The 16,303-nt window shown below is 71.0% G+C and carries 19 protein-coding genes; 14 read left to right on the top strand and 5 right to left on the bottom strand.

Features of this window, described 5'->3' with window-relative positions; genetic code table 11:
- Positions 1 to 33: 33 nt before the first annotated feature.
- Both FS825_RS00415 and FS825_RS00420 read right to left on the bottom strand, forming a co-directional pair.
- Positions 34 to 1,236 carry a sensor histidine kinase gene (locus tag FS825_RS00415; protein ID WP_144709823.1) on the bottom strand — a complete coding sequence of 401 codons (1,203 nt, stop codon included), beginning with the start codon at positions 1,234 to 1,236 and terminating at the stop codon, positions 34 to 36.
- Complete coding sequence (locus FS825_RS00420) at positions 1,229 to 1,864, bottom strand: response regulator (protein WP_186376990.1); 636 nt, start codon at positions 1,862 to 1,864, stop codon at positions 1,229 to 1,231. Before FS825_RS00420 ends, FS825_RS00415 begins: the two co-directional genes overlap by 8 nt.
- Positions 1,865 to 1,970: 106 nt before the next feature.
- Here FS825_RS00420 and FS825_RS00425 point away from each other — a divergent pair, with 106 nt between their 5' ends.
- The gene (locus tag FS825_RS00425; protein ID WP_144709825.1) at positions 1,971 to 2,705 is read left to right on the top strand and encodes a GntR family transcriptional regulator; all 735 of its coding nucleotides are present in this window, start codon (positions 1,971 to 1,973) and stop codon (positions 2,703 to 2,705) included.
- Between the two features lie 173 nt (positions 2,706 to 2,878).
- On the opposite strand, the gene FS825_RS00430 is transcribed toward FS825_RS00425, so the two are convergent.
- Both FS825_RS00430 and FS825_RS00435 read right to left on the bottom strand, forming a co-directional pair.
- Positions 2,879 to 3,331: a PTS sugar transporter subunit IIA gene (locus tag FS825_RS00430; protein WP_144709827.1), complete on the bottom strand. Its 453-nt coding sequence runs from the start codon at positions 3,329 to 3,331 to the stop codon at positions 2,879 to 2,881.
- Positions 3,328 to 3,564 (bottom strand): PTS sugar transporter subunit IIB, encoded by a 237-nt coding sequence (locus FS825_RS00435; protein ID WP_144709829.1) that lies wholly within the window; start codon positions 3,562 to 3,564, stop codon positions 3,328 to 3,330. Before FS825_RS00435 ends, FS825_RS00430 begins: the two co-directional genes overlap by 4 nt.
- A gap of 179 nt (positions 3,565 to 3,743) precedes the next feature.
- Here FS825_RS00435 and FS825_RS00440 point away from each other — a divergent pair, with 179 nt between their 5' ends.
- The 13 genes from FS825_RS00440 to FS825_RS00500 all read left to right on the top strand — a co-directional run bounded on the left by FS825_RS00440 (position 3,744) and on the right by FS825_RS00500 (position 15,657).
- The gene (locus FS825_RS00440; protein ID WP_144709831.1) at positions 3,744 to 5,009 is read left to right on the top strand and encodes a PTS transporter subunit EIIC; all 1,266 of its coding nucleotides are present in this window, start codon (positions 3,744 to 3,746) and stop codon (positions 5,007 to 5,009) included.
- Positions 5,010 to 5,118: 109 nt separating this feature from the next.
- A complete protein-coding gene (locus tag FS825_RS00445; RefSeq protein WP_144709833.1) occupies positions 5,119 to 6,030 on the top strand; it encodes a metal ABC transporter solute-binding protein, Zn/Mn family in 912 nt (303 codons plus the stop codon).
- Positions 6,027 to 6,923: a metal ABC transporter ATP-binding protein gene (locus FS825_RS00450; RefSeq protein ID WP_395885218.1), complete on the top strand. Its 897-nt coding sequence runs from the start codon at positions 6,027 to 6,029 to the stop codon at positions 6,921 to 6,923. The genes FS825_RS00445 and FS825_RS00450 overlap by 4 nt, the downstream gene beginning before the upstream one ends.
- Positions 6,923 to 7,867, top strand: coding sequence for a metal ABC transporter permease (locus FS825_RS00455; protein WP_260980942.1), 945 nt, complete (start codon positions 6,923 to 6,925; stop codon positions 7,865 to 7,867). The genes FS825_RS00450 and FS825_RS00455 overlap by 1 nt, the downstream gene beginning before the upstream one ends.
- Entirely contained in the window at positions 7,864 to 8,277 is a 414-nt protein-coding gene (locus FS825_RS00460) for a Fur family transcriptional regulator (protein WP_186376991.1), read from the top strand. Before FS825_RS00455 ends, FS825_RS00460 begins: the two co-directional genes overlap by 4 nt.
- 10 nt (positions 8,278 to 8,287) lie before the next feature.
- A complete protein-coding gene (locus tag FS825_RS00465) occupies positions 8,288 to 8,983 on the top strand; it encodes an alpha/beta fold hydrolase (RefSeq protein WP_144709835.1) in 696 nt (231 codons plus the stop codon).
- A 114-nt stretch (positions 8,984 to 9,097) separates the two neighbouring features.
- Positions 9,098 to 10,564: a lipase maturation factor family protein gene (locus FS825_RS00470; protein WP_186376992.1), complete on the top strand. Its 1,467-nt coding sequence runs from the start codon at positions 9,098 to 9,100 to the stop codon at positions 10,562 to 10,564.
- 422 nt (positions 10,565 to 10,986) lie between these two features.
- Positions 10,987 to 11,223 carry a 50S ribosomal protein L28 gene (gene rpmB, locus FS825_RS00475; RefSeq protein ID WP_022903747.1) on the top strand — a complete coding sequence of 79 codons (237 nt, stop codon included), beginning with the start codon at positions 10,987 to 10,989 and terminating at the stop codon, positions 11,221 to 11,223.
- Positions 11,223 to 11,393 (top strand): 50S ribosomal protein L33, encoded by a 171-nt coding sequence (rpmG, locus tag FS825_RS00480; protein ID WP_022908193.1) that lies wholly within the window; start codon positions 11,223 to 11,225, stop codon positions 11,391 to 11,393. The genes rpmB and rpmG overlap by 1 nt, the downstream gene beginning before the upstream one ends.
- 2 nt (positions 11,394 to 11,395) lie before the next feature.
- Positions 11,396 to 11,701, top strand: coding sequence for a 30S ribosomal protein S14 (gene rpsN, locus FS825_RS00485; RefSeq protein WP_071293225.1), 306 nt, complete (start codon positions 11,396 to 11,398; stop codon positions 11,699 to 11,701).
- 278 nt (positions 11,702 to 11,979) lie between these two features.
- Complete coding sequence (locus FS825_RS00490; RefSeq protein WP_144709838.1) at positions 11,980 to 12,267, top strand: HU family DNA-binding protein; 288 nt, start codon at positions 11,980 to 11,982, stop codon at positions 12,265 to 12,267.
- A 166-nt stretch (positions 12,268 to 12,433) separates the two neighbouring features.
- A complete protein-coding gene (locus FS825_RS00495) occupies positions 12,434 to 14,341 on the top strand; it encodes a bifunctional copper resistance protein CopD/cytochrome c oxidase assembly protein (protein WP_144709840.1) in 1,908 nt (635 codons plus the stop codon).
- Positions 14,338 to 15,657 (top strand): ATP-dependent DNA helicase, encoded by a 1,320-nt coding sequence (locus FS825_RS00500; protein WP_144709842.1) that lies wholly within the window; start codon positions 14,338 to 14,340, stop codon positions 15,655 to 15,657. Before FS825_RS00495 ends, FS825_RS00500 begins: the two co-directional genes overlap by 4 nt.
- A 131-nt stretch (positions 15,658 to 15,788) precedes the next feature.
- Here the strand turns inward: FS825_RS00500 and FS825_RS18490 are convergent, their stop codons facing one another.
- Positions 15,789 to 16,241 carry a DUF4383 domain-containing protein gene (locus tag FS825_RS18490; protein ID WP_186376993.1) on the bottom strand — a complete coding sequence of 151 codons (453 nt, stop codon included), beginning with the start codon at positions 16,239 to 16,241 and terminating at the stop codon, positions 15,789 to 15,791.
- Between the last annotated feature and the right edge of the window lie 62 nt (positions 16,242 to 16,303).

Genomic DNA, 16,303 nt, shown 5'->3' on the forward strand with positions numbered 1-16,303 from the left:
TCGGCCACCGGCCCTGGCCCGCGGGATGACGGCTCAGACCGGCCGCGCCACGGGCACGTGCTCGACCGGGAGTCGCAGGTGCAGCGCGAACCCGTCGTCGGGCTGCGGACCCGACTCCATGCTGCCGCCGAGGAGCGACGCGCGTTCGCCGAGGCCGATCAGACCGAGCCCCGACCCCGGCAGCTCGAGGCGGTCCCTCCGCGCCGGACCGTTGACGACGTCCACGAGCACCTGGTCCCCGTGGATGCGCCCGCTCACCCGGACGGTCGCGTCGGGAGCGTGCTTCCAGACGTTCGTCAGGCCCTCCTGGACGAAGCGGTACACGGCGCGCTGGAGCGGCTGCGCGAGGGTGTCGGGCAGGTCGACGGTGGTGCTCGTCTCCAGGCCGCTCTCCGCGACGAGCCGCGGCAGGTCGGCGAGCACGGGCTGCGGCGCGATCTCGCGGTCGGTGCCGCCCGATGCCCGGAGCACCTGGACCATCTCGCGCAGTTCCTGCAGCGTGACGACGCACAGCTGCCGGATCGTCCGCGCGAACCCGCGCTCGGCTTCGTCCCGCCCGGCCATCTGCATCGCCCCGGCCTGCACCGCGATGAGGGTGACCTGGTGTGAGACGACGTCGTGCATCTCGCGCGCCAGGAGTGCTCGTTCGCGGGAGAGCGCCACGGCGGCGGCCTGGCGGCGTTCGTCCTCGCGGGCCCGGTGGACCTCGGCGAGCTGGTCGGTCAGGCGGGCACGGGTCTGGACGAGCAGTCCGACGGCGAGCGGGCCGAGCGCGAAGATGAGGGCGTAGACGACGGACACGACGATCTCGTCGAGGGTCTGCGGCGGTCCGACGAACCCGCCGAAGCCGACGAACTGCACGAGCGCGGCGAGGAGCATGAGCCACCGGCGGCTCGTGCGTTCCCCGAGCGTGAAGAGCGCGACGCTCGCGGCGACCACGGCGGAGCCGACGAAGAGCCCGGGCATCGTCAGGGCGAACGCGAGCACGGGGAACCGTCGGCGGAGGAGCAGCGCCGCCGCCGCGAGGAGCGACAGCCAGGTCTCGAGCGTGGTCGCGCCGGAGATGTCGAGCACGGCGTCGGCCACCGCGGCCGCGACGAACAGCGCATCGACCAGCCACCAGGGTGCACGGTGGGTGCGTGCCCAGCGCAGGCCGGCGTCGACGAGGCGGTCGAGCCTCCCGTCGGTCGCCACGAGCGCACGCCGGAGCCGAGCGCTCGTCCGCAGCTCAGCCATCCAGCAGTCCTGCCTCGGCGGCGCGCAGCGCGAGCTGCACCCTGGTGGGCACGCCGAACGCGGCGAGGAGCGAGCGGACGTCCTCCTTCACGGTGCCGGTGCTCACGCCGAGTCGCTGGCCGATCTCCGGGTTGCTCGCGCCGTCGGCGACCAGCCGGAGGACCGCGTGCTCGCGATCGGACAGCGGTGGCAGTGCCGCACCCGCCGGCCGCGCGGCGAACAGCCGGGACCGGTCGACGCCGGGTGCCAGGACGACCCCGCCGCGGGCGAGGACGCGGACGTACTCCGCCAGCCCCTCGGGGTCGGTGTCCTTGAGCAGGAACCCCGCTGCACCGAGCTCCATCGCCTGGCCGACGTACTCGTCCGTGTCGAACGTGGTGAGCATCGCGACGGCGGGCGGGTCGGGGAACGCTTGCAGTTCCCGGAGGACCTCGAGCCCGTTCACCCGGGGCATCCGCACGTCGAGCAGCACGACGTCGGGCGCGTGCGCACGGATCACCGCGACGGCGTCGACGTCCCCGGTCGTCGCCACGACGTCGATGTCCGGCGCGGCGCCGAGGATGAGCTCGAAGCCGTACCGGACGAGCGTCTCGTCGTCGACGATCACCACGGTGGTCACGGCCGTCATCTTGTCATGCACGTTGGCGTTCGGAGGGGGACTCGCTACTGTGATGGGAACTGGTCATGTCCGCGCATGACCACCCCAAGGACCAGCGACGGAGCACGAGGGACGCATGACGAGCCGGATCACCGAGGGCGCCGAACCGAAGCACCAGCAGCTGCGGCGCATCCTCCTCGAGCTGGCCACCTCGCGGCTCGCACCCGGTGCGGCGATCCCGTCGGAACGCCAGCTCATCGCCGAGTACGGGGTGTCCCGGATCACCGTGCGGGAGGCCCTCGGACAGCTCGTCAACGAGGGCTACCTCGAGCGCGTCCGCGGGAAGGGCACCTTCGTCGCACACCGTCCGGTGCAGTCGACGCTGCACCTGGCGTCCTTCACCGAGGAGATGCGGGCGATGGGCCACGTGCCCACGACGGTGGTGCTCGTCCGCGAGGAACGCGTGCCGCCGACGGACACCGCCGCGGCACTGCGGCTCGACCCGGACGTCACGGCCTTCCACGTGAAGCGTCTGCGGATGGCGGACGGTGCGCCGGTGTCGCTCGACGACGCGTGGCTCGTCGCCGACGCGTTCCCGGGGCTGCTCGACCACGACCTGTCCGGATCGGTCTACTCGATCATCGCGAGCGAGTACGGCACGCCCATCGACCGCGCGCAGCAGACCGTCGCGGCGAACCCGGCCGCGGACGACGTCGCGACCCTGCTCGGCACGAAGACGGGTGCGCCGGTGCTCGAGTTCGACCGGGTGTCGTACGCGGGGGAGCGCCCGGTCGAGCACACCCGCTCGTGGTACCGGTCGGACCGGTACCGCGTGCAGATGGAGGTCACCGCGTCCCAGGCGGTCGCGTAGCGCGGCGGTCTGCATCGCGAGAGCGACACATCTCGCCACGCCCCGCGATCAGCATCGCGAAAGCGACTGTGTGCCGCGAACGTTCGGCGGCACACAGTCGCTTTCGCGCGACGGGCAGCGGGCGAGACGGGCAACGGGACCCTCGGGAGGCGCGGCTCGCCCCCGCCCCGCGGCTACGCGTCGAAGAGGGTGTCGCCGTCGCGGACGGTGGTGCCGACCGCGTCCTGCGCGATCGAGTCCGGTGCGGAGCCGAGCACCACGACGGGGCAGATCGGCGAGTAGCCCGCGGCCGAGATCACCGACGGGGTGAACCGGACGATCGGGTCGCCGGCGCTGACGGTGTCGCCCTCGGCCGCGAGCAGCTCGAAGCCCTCGCCCGAGAGCTTCACCGTGTCGATGCCGATGTGCACGAGGACGTCGGTCCCCGCCGAACCCTGCAGCGCGAACGCGTGCGGGTGCAGCTTCACGATCGAGCCGTCGACGGGTGCCACCGCGGTGACCGCCCCTTCGACGCCCGTCGGGTCCACTGCGACGCCGGCGCCGACGAGCTGCCCGGCGAACACCGGGTCGGGCACGTCGGCGAGCGAGACGACCGGGCCCGCGAACGGGGTCCGGACGCTCGTCACAGCTCGTCCTGGATGTCCTGCGCGAGGTTGTCGGCGACCGTGCCGACGATGACCTGCCAGCCGGTGCCACCACCGACGACGGCCTGGGCGCCAGCGGCCTGCAGCGCGGCCTTGTCCACGAGGTCGCCGTCCTCCACCTCGACGCGGAGGCGCGTGATGCAGCCTTCGACCTCTTCGATGTTGGCGGCGCCACCCAGTGCGGCGATGATGTCGGCTGCCTTGATGTCGGCCATCGTTTCCTCCTCGTTACAGGTTCTCGCATCAGGTTGACACGGGACCGGTCTCGGATCAGACTACGGAACTGGTCATGACCGGACAGGACCGGACCTGGCGACACCGCCGAGGTTACCTGCGCTGGCTGCACGACTCAACCTCACCCCGACAGCTCCACCCAATGACGAGAGGACCTCCGATGAGCGCCACCACAGCCACGGACGTGCCGGAGAAGAAGACCCCGAAGAAGCAGTCCCGCTTCTTCGCCAACGCGCAGCGCCTCGGTCGGAGCCTGCTCCTCCCGATCGCGGTCATGCCCGCCGCGGGCATCCTGCTCCGCCTCGGTCAGGCCGACATGCTCGGGGCGATCCCGGGCTTCGAGAAGGGCGCGACGATCATCGCCGCCGCGGGCAACGGCGTCTTCACGTGGCTGCCGCTGCTCTTCGCGGTCGGCATCGCGATCGGGTGGGCGAAGAAGTCGGACGGCACCACGGCGCTCGCCGCGGTCGTCGGCTACATGGTCATGTACCAGGTCTTCGCGGCCATGTCCCCGATCGTCCTCGACGGCGTGAAGGACGCGAACGGCAACCAGGCCACGATCAACTTCGGTGTCCTCGGCGGCATCGTGATGGGTCTCGTCTCCGCGGTTCTCTGGGAACGCTTCCACCGGACGAAGATGCCCGACTTCCTCGGCTTCTTCTCGGGCCGCCGCCTCGTGCCGATCCTGACCGCGGTCGCTGGTCTCCTCATCGCCGTCGTGATGTCGTTCTTCTACCGGTACTTCGACATCGCGCTCACCGCTGCCGGCCAGGCCGTCGCGGACAACGCCGTCCTCGGCGGTGGCATCTTCGGCTTCGTCAACCGCATGCTCATCCCGGTCGGGCTGCACCAGCTGCTCAACTTCTTCCCGTGGTTCCAGCTCGGCAGCTTCACCACGGGTGGCACCACCTACCACGGTGACATCGCGCGCTTCCTCGCCGGCGACCCGACCGCGGGCATCTTCCAGACCGGCTTCTTCCCGATCATGATGTTCGCGCTGCCCGCCGGTGCGCTGGCGATCTGGCGCAACGCGAAGCCGCAGAACCGGAAGCTCGTCGGCGGCATCATGCTCTCGGCTGCGCTCACCTCGTTCGTGACCGGCATCACCGAGCCGCTCGAGTACTCGTTCATGTTCGTGGCGTTCCCGCTCTACATCATCCACGCGGTGCTCACCGGTACCTCGCTCGCCCTCGTGAACGCGCTCGGGATCCACGACGGGTTCTCGTTCTCGGCCGGCGCGATCGACTACGTGCTGAACTTCGGCAAGGCCGACGGGGCGATCTGGCTCATCCCGATCGGGCTCGGCTACGCGGTCGTCTACTACTTCCTGTTCAGCTTCGTGATCAAGAAGTGGAACCTCCGCACCCCCGGGCGCGAGGAGGACACGATCGCCGAGAACACGATCGCTGCGGCCACGAAGGCGTAGACGGCACCATCTGACGGACGGAAGGCGCGGTGCCAGCTGGCACCGCGCCTCCCGTCCGTCGGCTCCACGGTTTTGACAATCATTATCATCTAGCCCTACGCTCGAGGACATGCAGAACCGCCTCCTCGCCCTGCCGCTCGTCGTCGGTGCCGCCGCACTCGCCCTGACCGGGTGCGCGACGTCCTCCGCCTCCGGGAACGCCTCGAGCGACGGCACGATCAAGGTCGTCGCCTCCACGAACGTCTACGGCTCGATCGTCGAGACGATCGGCGGCGATCACGTCTCCGTCACGAGCATCCTCGACGACCCCTCGCAGGACCCGCACTCGTTCGAGTCGAGCGCGACGACGCAGCTCGCGGTGTCCAAGGCCGACCTCCTCATCGAGAACGGCGGCGGCTACGACGACTTCATGACGACCCTCGCGGACTCGTCGAACACCACGGCCGACACCATCAACGTCGTGAAGCTCTCCGGGCTCGACAAGGGCGGTGACGCCGAGTTCAACGAGCACGTGTTCTACAGCTACCCGACGATGGTGAAGCTCGTGGCCGACGTGTCGAAGCGCCTCGGCGAGCTCGACGGTGCCGACAAGAGCACGTTCGCGAAGAACGCGGACGCCCTCACGACCAAGCTCGAGGGGCTCGAGTCCGAGACCGCCGACCTCAAGCGGACGCACGACGGCGAGGAGGTGGCGTACACGGAGCCCGTGCCCGGGTACCTGTTCGACGCGATCGGCCTCGACAACGTGACGCCCGAGGCGTTCTCGGAAGCGATCGAGGAGGGTGACGACGTTCCGCCGGCAGCGCTCAACGACACCCTCAAGCTGTTCACGAAGAAGACCGTGCGGCTCCTCGCCTACAACGACCAGACGTCCAGCCCGGAGACCGAGCAGGTGAAGAAGGCGGCGGAGACCAACGACGTCCCGGTCGTCGGTGTCACGGAGACGCTCCCGAAGGGGGAGGATTACGTCTCGTGGCAGCAGGCGAACATCGACGCGGTGCAGGCGGCGCTCCAGAAGTGACCGTCACCCACCCGACCCCCTCGCGGACCGTCACTGCCACCGGCAGTGGCGGTCCCGCCGTGCTCGCGCTCCGGGACGCCGGCCTCTCGTACGGCCCGCGGCAACTGTGGTCGCACCTCGACCTCGACCTCGCGCCGGGCGAGTTCGTCGCGGTGCTCGGTCCGAACGGCGCCGGCAAGACCTCGCTCCTGCGGACCGTCCTCGGCCAGCAGCGCCTGACGGCCGGCACGATGTCGTTCCTCGGGCAGCCCGTCCGCCGCGGGCACCGCAAGATCGGCTACATCCCGCAGCAGCGCCTCATGGACGCCGGCACGCCCCTGCGCGCACGGGACATGATCGCCCAGGGCGTCACCGGGTCCCGGTGGGGGATCGTGCCCGCGAGCCGTGCCGAGCGGGCCCGGATCGACCGGATCCTCGACGAGGTCGGGGCGACGGACTTCGCGGACGCACCCGTCGCCGAACTCTCCGGCGGCGAGCAGCAGCGGACCCGCGTTGGCCAGGCCATCGCCGCGGACCCCGCGCTGCTCCTCTGCGACGAACCCCTCATCTCGCTCGACCTGCGGCACCAGCGCGGCGTGACCGAGCTCATTGACCGCCAGCGCCGGCAGCAGGGCGCGGCGGTGCTGTTCGTCACGCACGACGTGAACCCGATCCTCGACGTCGTCGACCGCGTCCTCTACATCGCGGGCGGGCGGTTCCGGATCGGTTCGCCGGACGAGGTGCTCCGCGCCGACGTCCTCTCGGACCTCTACGGCACGCCGGTCGACGTCGTCCGCACGATGGGACGGATCGTCATCGTCGGCGCCGCGGACTCCCCGGGCGGGATCGGCACCCACGACCACCACTGCGACCCGGACCCGCACGCACCGGCACCGGACGAAGGGCGGATCTGATGGACGTCTGGTCGACGATCTTCTCGTTCCAGGACTACGGCGAGCTCGTCGTGCTCGTGCAGAACTCGATCTGGGCGGGCGCGGTGCTCGGCATCGTCGGCGGCCTCATCGGGCCGTTCGTGGTCGCCCGGAACATGCCCTTCGCGGTGCACGGCATCTCGGAGCTCTCGTTCGCGGGTGCGTCGGCGTCGCTGCTCCTCGGGGTGAACGTCGTCACGGGGTCGCTCGTCGGCTCGGTGATCGCCGCGCTCCTCATCGGGCTGCTCGGCTCGAAGGCCCGTGACCGCAACTCGATCATCGCCGTGCTCATGCCGTTCGGCCTCGGGCTCGGGATCCTCTGCCTCGCGCTGTACAAGGGGCGGGCGGCCAACAAGTTCGGGCTGCTCACCGGTCAGATCGTCTCGGTCGACAACCCGCAGCTGACCTTCCTCATCGTCATCGCCGCGATCGTCGTCGCGACGCTGCTCGTGATCTGGCGCCCGCTGATGTTCTCGTCGGTGGACCCGGACGTGGCGGCGGCCGCCGGCGTCCCGGTGCGGACCCTGGCGCTCGTGTTCATGCTCGCCCTCGGGCTCGCGACGGCGGTGTCGGTGCAGATCGTCGGCGCGCTGCTCGTGCTCTCCCTGCTCGTCACGCCGGCGGCCGCGGCACTGCGGCTCAGCTCGCACCCGGTCGTCGTACCGATCCTGTCGACGGTGTTCGCCGTGGCGTCGGTCGTCGGCGGCATCCTGCTCGCCCTCGGGGGCGGCCTGCCGATCAGCCCCTACGTGACGACGATCTCGTTCGCGATCTGGGTGGTCTGCCGCATCGTCGGCGGACGCAAGGACGAGCGTGGACGCGACCGGATCGTGGACCGCGACCAGCGTGACGGGGGCGCACCGCGCCTCCAGGCTGTCGACGACCACGAGTCGGACGCAGGACGCAAGGAAGGAGTCACCGCGTGAACGCCGTGCAGAAGCCGAAGCGGAACACCTGGCAGCGCGAAGCCGTGCGCACCGCGCTGTCGACCACCGAAGGGTTCGTCAGCGCGCAGGCACTCCACCAGCACCTGCGGGACGACGGCTCCACCATCGGGCTGGCGACCGTCTACCGGGCGCTGGCCGACCTCGCGACCGAGGGTGACGCCGACTCGCTCCAGCAGGACGGCGAGTCGCTCTACCGGGCGTGCACGACGGACAAGCACCACCACCACCTCATCTGCCGGAACTGCGGCCGCACGGTCGAGATCGAGGCGGACCCGGTGGAACGCTGGGCGCAGGAGGTCGCGGCGGCGAACGGCTTCTCGAACGCGAGCCACGTCGTCGACATCTTCGGCGACTGCGCGGAGTGCACCGCTGCCCGCACGGGCGCGTAGTCTCCGCGTCATGCACGTGATCCTGGTGCCCGGCTTCTGGCTCGACGCGAGCGCGTGGGACGACGTCGCTCCCGCGCTCCGCGCAGCGGGCCACTCGGTCGAGGCCGTCACCCGCGACGGCGACACCCTCGACGATCAGGTCGCCGCGCTCGTCGAGAAGCTCGACGACGTCGCCACCCCCGATGAACCCGTGGTCCTGGCCGGGCACTCCGGTGCCGGGCCGATCGCCTACATGGCGGCCGACCAGCGGCCCTCGCTCGTGGCGCACCTGCTCTACGTCGACACGTTCCCCGGCCCCGAGGGCGGGTGCGTCAACGACGAGCTCCCGGTCGTCGACGGAGTCGTCCCGCTGCCCGCCTGGGACGTCTGGGAGCCGGCGACCCTGCGCGGCATGACCCCGGAACTGCGCGAGGCGTTCGAGCACCGGGCGATCCCCGAGCCGGCAGCCGTGCCGTCCGACCGGTTCCACTACTCCGACGCCGCACGGCACACGATCCCGGCGACGATCATCACGTGCGAGATCCCCGCGAAGGACCTCGCCACGATGGTCGCGGACCACCAGACTTGGGCGGCGGAACTCGTGGCGACCGAGGAGCTGTCGATCGTCGGGCTCGACACCGGGCACTGGCCGATGTTCAGCGCGCCGCGGGAGTCGGGCGCGCTCATGGTGCAGGCGTTGGCGCCGAAGCCGACCGAAGCGCCGTAGCGCCCGGCCGGCCGCCGACTGCTCCGCGCCGCGGGCCCGCCGCCGGCTGATCCGCGTGGTGGCCCGGCCGCCGGCCGCGGGCCGCCGCAGCGCCGGCCGCGTAGCCTGCGCCCCGTGGACCTCGCAGGCTGGACCCAGTGGGCCGGCGCGTCCGAGTACGACGTCGCCCGGTTCGTGCTGCAGCGCGGCGTCGCGGCGATCACCTGCCTCGCCTTCCTCTCCGCGATCGCCCAGTTCCCCGCCCTCGTCGGCGACCACGGGCTGCTGCCGGTCCCGAGGTTCATGCAGCGCCCGTACGCGCAGCGCCTCCCCGTCGTCTGGCGCTGGTGGCCGTACACCGACCGGCGCCTGCGGATGCTCGCGGGCGGGGGAGCCGTGGTGTCGTTCGCCCTCGTCGTCGGGGTGCCGCAGCGGGCGCCGTGGTGGGTGCCGACATTCTGCTTCCTGGCGTTGTGGCTGGCGTACCTGTCGATCGCCGACGTCGGGCAGACGTTCTGGGCGTTCGGGTGGGAGTCCCTGCTCGTCGAGTCCCTCTTCACCGTCGCGTTCCTCGGTGCGGACGGCGTGGCCCCGCCCGTCGTCGTGCTGTTCGCACTGCGCTGGCTCGTGTTCCGCCTCGAGTTCGGCGCAGGGATGATCAAGATGCGGGGGGACCGGAGCTGGCGGGACCTGACGGCGCTCTACTACCACCACGAGACGCAGCCGATGCCGAACCCGGTGGCCCGGACGGCGCACCTGTTGCCGCGGCCGGTGCACCGGTTCGAGACGCTCGGGAGTCACTTCGTCCAGCTCGTCGTGCCGTTCTTCCTCTTCGCCCCGCAGCCGGTCGCGTCGATCGCCGCCGGGCTCGTCCTGCTGACGCAGCTGTGGCTGGTGGTGTCCGGCAACTTCGCGTGGCTCAACTGGATCACGCTCGTGCTCGCGTTCGCCGCGGTGGACGACCGTTCGGTCGCCGTGGTGCTGCCGTGGCTGGAGCCGTCGATCGCGCACGGTCCGACCGGGACCCCGGTGTCGTTCGTCGCGGTGACTGTGGCGGTCGGTCTGCTCCTCGCCTGGCTGTCCTGGCCCGCGGCGAAGAACCTCGTGTCCCGGCGTCAGCTCATGAACGCGTCGTTCAACCGTTGGCGTCTGGCGAACGCGTACGGGGCGTTCGGCAGCGTGACGCAGCAGCGGGACGAGGTGATCGTCGAGGGAACCCTCGCCGAGGTCCCGGTTGAGGAGGACTGGCTCCCGTACGAGTTCCGCGGCAAGCCGGGTGACCCGCGTCGGCGTCCCGCCCAGTTCGCGCCGTACCACCTGCGGCTCGACTGGCTCATGTGGTTCCTCGCCCTCGGCATCGACGACCGGTGGTTCCGCGTCTTCGTGCTCCGGCTGCTCGAGGCCGACCGGCCGACGCTCCGGCTGCTGGCGCACGACCCGTTCGACGGGCAACGGCCCCGCTGGGTCCGGGCGCGGGTGTTCCGGTACCGGTTCGCGACCCGGGCCGAGCGGCGGGCGACGGGGCTGTACTGGGTCCGGCACGAGCTGTCCCTGCTGCTGCCTCCGGTGGCGCTGCCCGGTCGGTCGGTGGGTGGCGAGTGAGCGAGACACGCCGCGCGTCGGCCGTCGAGCGTGCACAACCCGCCGCCTGGCCGCGCCGAGAGTGACGGAAACTGCCCGCTCGGCGACGACGGGAGCGGCAGCACCTGCCCGCTCGGCGACGACGGGCGCGGCAGCACCTGCCCGCTCGGCGATGCGGCCGGGAGGCGCGGCTTGCGACACGCCCGGTCGTCGCGTACCGTAGACCCTTGGTTCGCCGTGTCCGCACGGCAGACCCAGTTGTTCCAAGCCCTCCGACCGTCGCGTACGCCGCGGTCGCGCGGTGCTCACGGCCTCTTCGACAGGGTCCGCGGGCCTGGGCGGTGCGCACAACCCCCTCGCTCGGTCCCCGGACCAGCGCGTGCGCGCCAGGCAAGTGACCTTGGGTGCGGCCGTCCGGTCGCACGGTACCTCAGGAGGAAACCATGGCAGCAGTGTGCCAGGTGACCGGAGCCACCCCCGGCTTCGGACACAACATCTCGCACTCGCACCGCCGGACGAAGCGTCGCTTCGACCCGAACGTGCAGAAGAAGACGTACTACGTGCCCTCGCTTCGTCGTAACGTCACGCTCACGCTCAGCGCGAAGGGCATCAAGGTGATCGACGCACGTGGCATCGAGTCCGTCGTCAAGGATCTCCTCGCCCGTGGGGAGAAGATCTGATGGCCAAGAAGGGTCAGGACGTTCGTCCGATCATCAAGCTCCGCTCGACGGCGGGCACCGGGTTCACCTACGTGACCAAGAAGAACCGTCGCAACAACCCGGACCGTCTCGTGCTCAAGAAGTACGACCCGGTGATCCGCAAGCACGTCGACTTCCGTGAGGAGCGCTAAGCATGGCGAAGAAGAGCAAGATCGCGAAGAACAACCAGCGTGCCGTCATCATCGCGCGCTACGCCGAGCGTCGTCTCGAGCTGAAGAAGGCCCTCGTGGACCCGAACGGCACCGACGAGTCGCGTGAGGCCGCCCGTGTCGGTCTGCAGAAGCTCCCGCGCGACGCGTCGCCGGTCCGCTACCGCAACCGTGACGCCATCGACGGTCGCCCCCGTGGCCACCTCGGTGAGTTCGGCATCAGCCGTGTCCGCTTCCGCGACATGGCCCACCGTGGCGAGCTGCCGGGCATCACGAAGAGCTCCTGGTAAGCACCACTCCCGCGAACGCCCCGTCACCCCTGTGGTGGCGGGGCGTTCGCCGTTCGCGGGGTACATCCGGGTCTCATTCGTCACATTGGCCCCGTTGGTGTCCCCACAACCCCGGAAATCCGGGCGAGTCGGCAGATTTCGTCCCATGTGGCTGGTACGTTCGACTCCGGTTCCGCCGGGCTGACCGCCCACCGGCACCGAAGCACGGGGCACCCGCTCCGGGCGCTCGGACGAGAAGTCGTCCGACCGATACTGCAAGAAGTCCGAGGAGGACATCCATGGCTGACAAGTCACTGAACCGCACCGAGCTCGTCGCTGCCGTCGCGCAGGAGTCCGGCCAGAGCCAGGCCACCGTCAACGGCGTCGTCGACGCGCTCTTCTCCGTCGTCTCCGGCTCGGTCGCCGACGGCACCAAGGTGACGATCCCCGGTTGGATCGCCTTCGAGAAGACCCACCGTGCCGCCCGCACCGGCCGCAACCCGCAGACGGGTGACGCCATCGAGATCGCCGCGAGCGACTCGGTCAAGGTCAGCGCCGGCTCGAAGCTCAAGGCTGCGGTCAAGTAAGACCTCTGCACCACACCGGGAGGGACGGCTTCGGCCGTCCCTTCCGTCGTTCCCGGGTGCGGTTGCCGGCATCGGCATCCCTCCACATCCAGGAGGCGCGGCTCGCGCTCCACAGGTCGGCCCGCTCGATTCCGTGGCGGGGAGGGGCAGCGCCTAGGCTTGACGGGTGAACCGGATCGCGCGCATCGCCGGCCCCGCCGTGCTGCTGCTCGTCGGGTTCGTCTCCCTGCTCGTCGCCCTCGTCGTCGGGGGCGGGGCGAACGCCGCGCTCATCGCGGACCCGGGCGTCGCCGTCCGCTTCGGGCTGCCGATCGCCCGGCTCGTCGTCGACCTCTCCGCCGCCGCGACGATCGGCGGGCTGGGCCTCGCGACCGTCGGGCTGTCCCGGAGCGCGCCGGAGTGGAACCGTGCGATCGACGTCGCGGCCGGCGCAGCCGCGGTGTGGACCGTCGCGTCCGCCGTGGCGACGTTCTGCACCTTCCTGAGCGTCGCCGGGTCGAAGATCAGCTTCGACGACCAGTTCGGCCAGTCGATGGGGGTGTTCCTCACCGGGACGGACCTCGGGCTGGCGTGGCTCGTCACCGTCCTCGTCGCGGCGGCCGTCACCGTGCTGTGCTTCGCCGTCCGTGCCCGGGGCATGGTCGCACTCACGGCGGGGGTGGCGCTCATCGGACTCCTCCCGCTCGCCCAGCAGGGGCACGCTGCGGGCACGGCCAGCCACGACGCCGCGGTCACCGCGCTCGGCTTGCACCTCGTCGGCGCCGCACTCTGGGTCGGCGGGCTCGTGCTGCTCGTCCTCCTGCGCCCCGTGATCGACGGGGACCGACTCCCCGTGGTGGTCCGGCGGTACTCGAGCATCGCGCTCGGGTGCTTCGTGCTCGTCGCCGTGTCGGGGGTCGCGTCCGCGCAGATCCGCGTCGGGGCGTTCTCGAACCTCGCGACGCCGTACGGGGCGCTCGTCCTCGTGAAGACCGCGTCCATCGTCGCGCTCGGGGTCCTCGGGGCGCTGCAGCGCCGGCGGGCCATCCGGTCGCTCACCCAGACCCCCGGGCGCCGTGGGCCGTTCTGGGTCCTCATCGTGGTGGAACTCGCGGTCATGGGCGTCGCCAGCGGGTTCGCGGCGGCGCTCGGGCGCACGGCCACCCCGAACGACCACCTCGCACCGAGCAAGACCACGAACCCGTCCCCGGCCGAACTGCTCACCGACGACACGCTCCCGCACGCCCCCGGGGCCTGGGGCTGGCTGACGCAGTGGAACCTCGACCTCTTCTGGCTGATGGCGGCCGTGCTCCTCGCGGCGACGTACACGGCAGGCATCGTCCGGCTGCACCGCCGTGGCGTGCACTGGCCGGTCCGTCGCACGGTCGCCGCGGGCATCGCCCTGGTCTCCCTCGTCGTCGCCACCTCGGGTGCCCTGCACACCTACGACCGCTTCCTCGTCTCGGCCAACGTCGGGGCCCACCTGGTGCTCGGGCTCGTCGTCCCGGCGCTCGTCTGGGCCGCGGCGCCCGTGGTGCTCATCCGGCAGGCCGTGCACCCGCGCGACGACGACAGCACCGGCGTCCGTGAGTGGACCGGGGTCCTGGTCGACAACGCCGTCGTGCGGTACCTCGCGCAGCCGTTCCCGGCGTTCCTGCTGCTCGCTGCGGTGTGGTGGGCCTCCTACGGGACCCAGGTGGTCCGCTGGTCCGTCGGGGACCCGACCGGGCGCACCGTGATCGACGTCGTGTTCCTGCTCGTCGGGCTGCTCGCCGTGCCGACCCTGTTCACCCCGGTCGTCGCCGGAGCGCGGCGCGCGTCGACGCCGGCAGCGCTGGTCCGGGTCGTCGGCGCCGTCGTGGTCGCGGCCGGGCTCGTCTCGCTCGGCATCGCGATGCGGGGGCCGCTCGGGCTCCTCCAGGCGTCGTGGTTCGGGGCGATGGGTCGGACCTGGGGCCCCGACCCGCTCGTCGACCAGGCACGCGCGGGGGTCCTGCTCCTGGTCGCCGGGGTCGCGGTGGTCGTCACGGTCGCCGCCGTGGTCGTCGTCCGGGTCCGGCGCGACCGGGCCGTCCTCACCGCGGGGGAGCGATGAGCGTCGAACTGAGTGCCGAGCAGCGCGCGGTCTTCGAGTACATCGAGCACACCCGTGATCACGTGTTCATCACCGGCCGTGCGGGGACGGGCAAGTCGACGCTCCTCAACCACCTGTCCTGGAACACCGAGAAGCAGGTCGTGATCTGCGCTCCGACCGGGGTCGCAGCACTCAACGTCGGCGGCCAGACGATCCACTCGCTCTTCCGGCTGCCGATCGGGCTCATCGCGGACGCCGAACTCCGCCAGGGGCCGGACACCCGCAAGCTGCTCAACACGATCGACACCCTCGTCATCGACGAGGTCTCGATGGTGAACGCCGACCTCCTCGACGCCATGGACCGCTCGCTCCGCAAGGCCCGTGGGCGCCAGTTCGAGGCGTTCGGCGGGGTGCAGGTCGTCATGTTCGGCGATCCGTACCAGCTGCCGCCGGTGCCGGGCGACGGGGACGAGCGCGCGTACTTCACCGACCACTACCGGTCGATGTGGTTCTTCGACGCGAAGGTCTGGCTCGAAGCCGAGCTCCACATCGTGGAACTCGCGACCGTGCACCGGCAGCGCGACGACGCCTTCGCCGCGATGCTGACGGCCGTGCGGCACGGACGCGTGACCGCCGACGTAGCCGGGCAGCTCAACGCAGCCGGGGCCCGGCCGGCCCCCGACGACGCGATCACCCTGGCGACCCGGAACGACACCGTCGCGCGCATCAACAAGGCAGCACTCGACCGGCTCCCCGGCAAGGTGAAGACCGCCCGCGCGGACGTCAACGGCGACTTCGGCGGCCGGAACTTCCCGGCGGACGAAGCCCTCGAACTCAAGCCCGGCGCGCACGTGATGTTCCTCCGCAACGACCAGGACCAACGCTGGGTGAACGGCACTCTCGGCATCGTGACGGCCATCCGCGACACCGTGTGGGTGGACGTCGACGGGGAGTCGTTCGAGGTCCAGCCGTCGGTGTGGGAGAAGTTCAAGTACTCGTACGACCCGGACAAGAAGGAACTCAAGAAGGACACCGTCGGCGAGTTCCAGCAGTTCCCGTTGCGCCTGGCCTGGGCGGTCACGATCCACAAGTCGCAGGGCAGCACCTACGACCGGGCCGTGGTGGACCTCGGCAGCCGGGTGTTCAGCGCTGGGCAGACCTACGTCGCGCTGTCACGGTTGACCTCGCTCGAGGGGCTGTACCTCACCCGTCCCTTGCGGCCGCAGGACATCATCGTGGACCTCGACGTCCGGCGGTTCATGTCCGAGGCGCCCCGGGTGGTGGCCACCGAGCTCGAAGCTCCGGCCGCCCCGGACACCGACGGCCCCGACGCCTGACCGGTCCGGCCGCGCCGGCTCGGCCCTGCCGCGCCGACTCGGTCCGGCCGCGCGGGGCGGCCCGCCAGCCCGGACGCACGACGCCCCGCCGGCCACGAGGGCGGGCGGGGCGTCGAACGAGCGCGGACCGGTCAGACCCGGGCGGCCTCGGCACGCAGCGCGCTGATGTTCTGCTTGTCGGCACCGAACGCCGTGAGCAGCAGCACCACGCCGACGATCGCGTGGAAGACGTTGTCCGTCGTGTTGAGGGCGAAGACGTTCGCCGAGGTGTTCACGAACACGAACCCGTACACCGCGAACACGACGAGGACGGCCCCGACGAAGGCGTTGACGTTGCGCGAACCGATCGTGTTGCCGAGCCCGACGATGAGGAGCGCCGCGGCGAGCAGCACCCAGAGCAGCGCGAGCGCGGGGTTCACACCGAACGCGTTCCAGAGCATGCCGCCCTGACGGTTGAAGAAGCCGGGGTCGCCGTCCGCGGCGAAGAAGAACCCGAGGATGCCCCAGAGGAACAGGATCCCGCCCACGGTCAGCGCGAGCCCTCGGTTCGGGGAGGCGATGATGCTCGGTTCCTTGATGGCCACTTCGGTTTCCTCCTCGTACGCAGCCGACGCGGGGTACGTCGATCCGGCGGTGTGCGCCGGTG

This window comes from Curtobacterium pusillum (assembly GCF_007680845.1).
Classification (GTDB): Bacteria; Actinomycetota; Actinomycetes; order Actinomycetales; family Microbacteriaceae; genus Curtobacterium; species Curtobacterium pusillum_B.

Excerpts from the sequence above, each read along its gene's own strand:
- FS825_RS00420 (WP_186376990.1), bottom strand. The coding sequence starts at position 1,864 with ATGACGGCCGTGACCACCGTGGTGATCGTCGACGACGAGACGCTCGTC.
- rpmB (WP_022903747.1), top strand. The coding sequence starts at position 10,987 with ATGGCAGCAGTGTGCCAGGTGACCGGAGCCACCCCCGGCTTCGGACAC.
- FS825_RS00455 (WP_260980942.1), top strand. The coding sequence starts at position 6,923 with ATGGACGTCTGGTCGACGATCTTCTCGTTCCAGGACTACGGCGAGCTC.
- FS825_RS00435 (WP_144709829.1), bottom strand. The coding sequence starts at position 3,564 with ATGGCCGACATCAAGGCAGCCGACATCATCGCCGCACTGGGTGGCGCC.
- FS825_RS00415 (WP_144709823.1), bottom strand. The coding sequence starts at position 1,236 with ATGGCTGAGCTGCGGACGAGCGCTCGGCTCCGGCGTGCGCTCGTGGCG.
- rpmG (WP_022908193.1), top strand. The coding sequence starts at position 11,223 with ATGGCCAAGAAGGGTCAGGACGTTCGTCCGATCATCAAGCTCCGCTCG.
- FS825_RS00445 (WP_144709833.1), top strand. The coding sequence starts at position 5,119 with ATGCAGAACCGCCTCCTCGCCCTGCCGCTCGTCGTCGGTGCCGCCGCA.
- FS825_RS00425 (WP_144709825.1), top strand. The coding sequence starts at position 1,971 with ATGACGAGCCGGATCACCGAGGGCGCCGAACCGAAGCACCAGCAGCTG.
- FS825_RS00500 (WP_144709842.1), top strand. The coding sequence starts at position 14,338 with ATGAGCGTCGAACTGAGTGCCGAGCAGCGCGCGGTCTTCGAGTACATC.
- FS825_RS00465 (WP_144709835.1), top strand. The coding sequence starts at position 8,288 with ATGCACGTGATCCTGGTGCCCGGCTTCTGGCTCGACGCGAGCGCGTGG.
- FS825_RS00440 (WP_144709831.1), top strand. The coding sequence starts at position 3,744 with ATGAGCGCCACCACAGCCACGGACGTGCCGGAGAAGAAGACCCCGAAG.
- FS825_RS00490 (WP_144709838.1), top strand. The coding sequence starts at position 11,980 with ATGGCTGACAAGTCACTGAACCGCACCGAGCTCGTCGCTGCCGTCGCG.
- rpsN (WP_071293225.1), top strand. The coding sequence starts at position 11,396 with ATGGCGAAGAAGAGCAAGATCGCGAAGAACAACCAGCGTGCCGTCATC.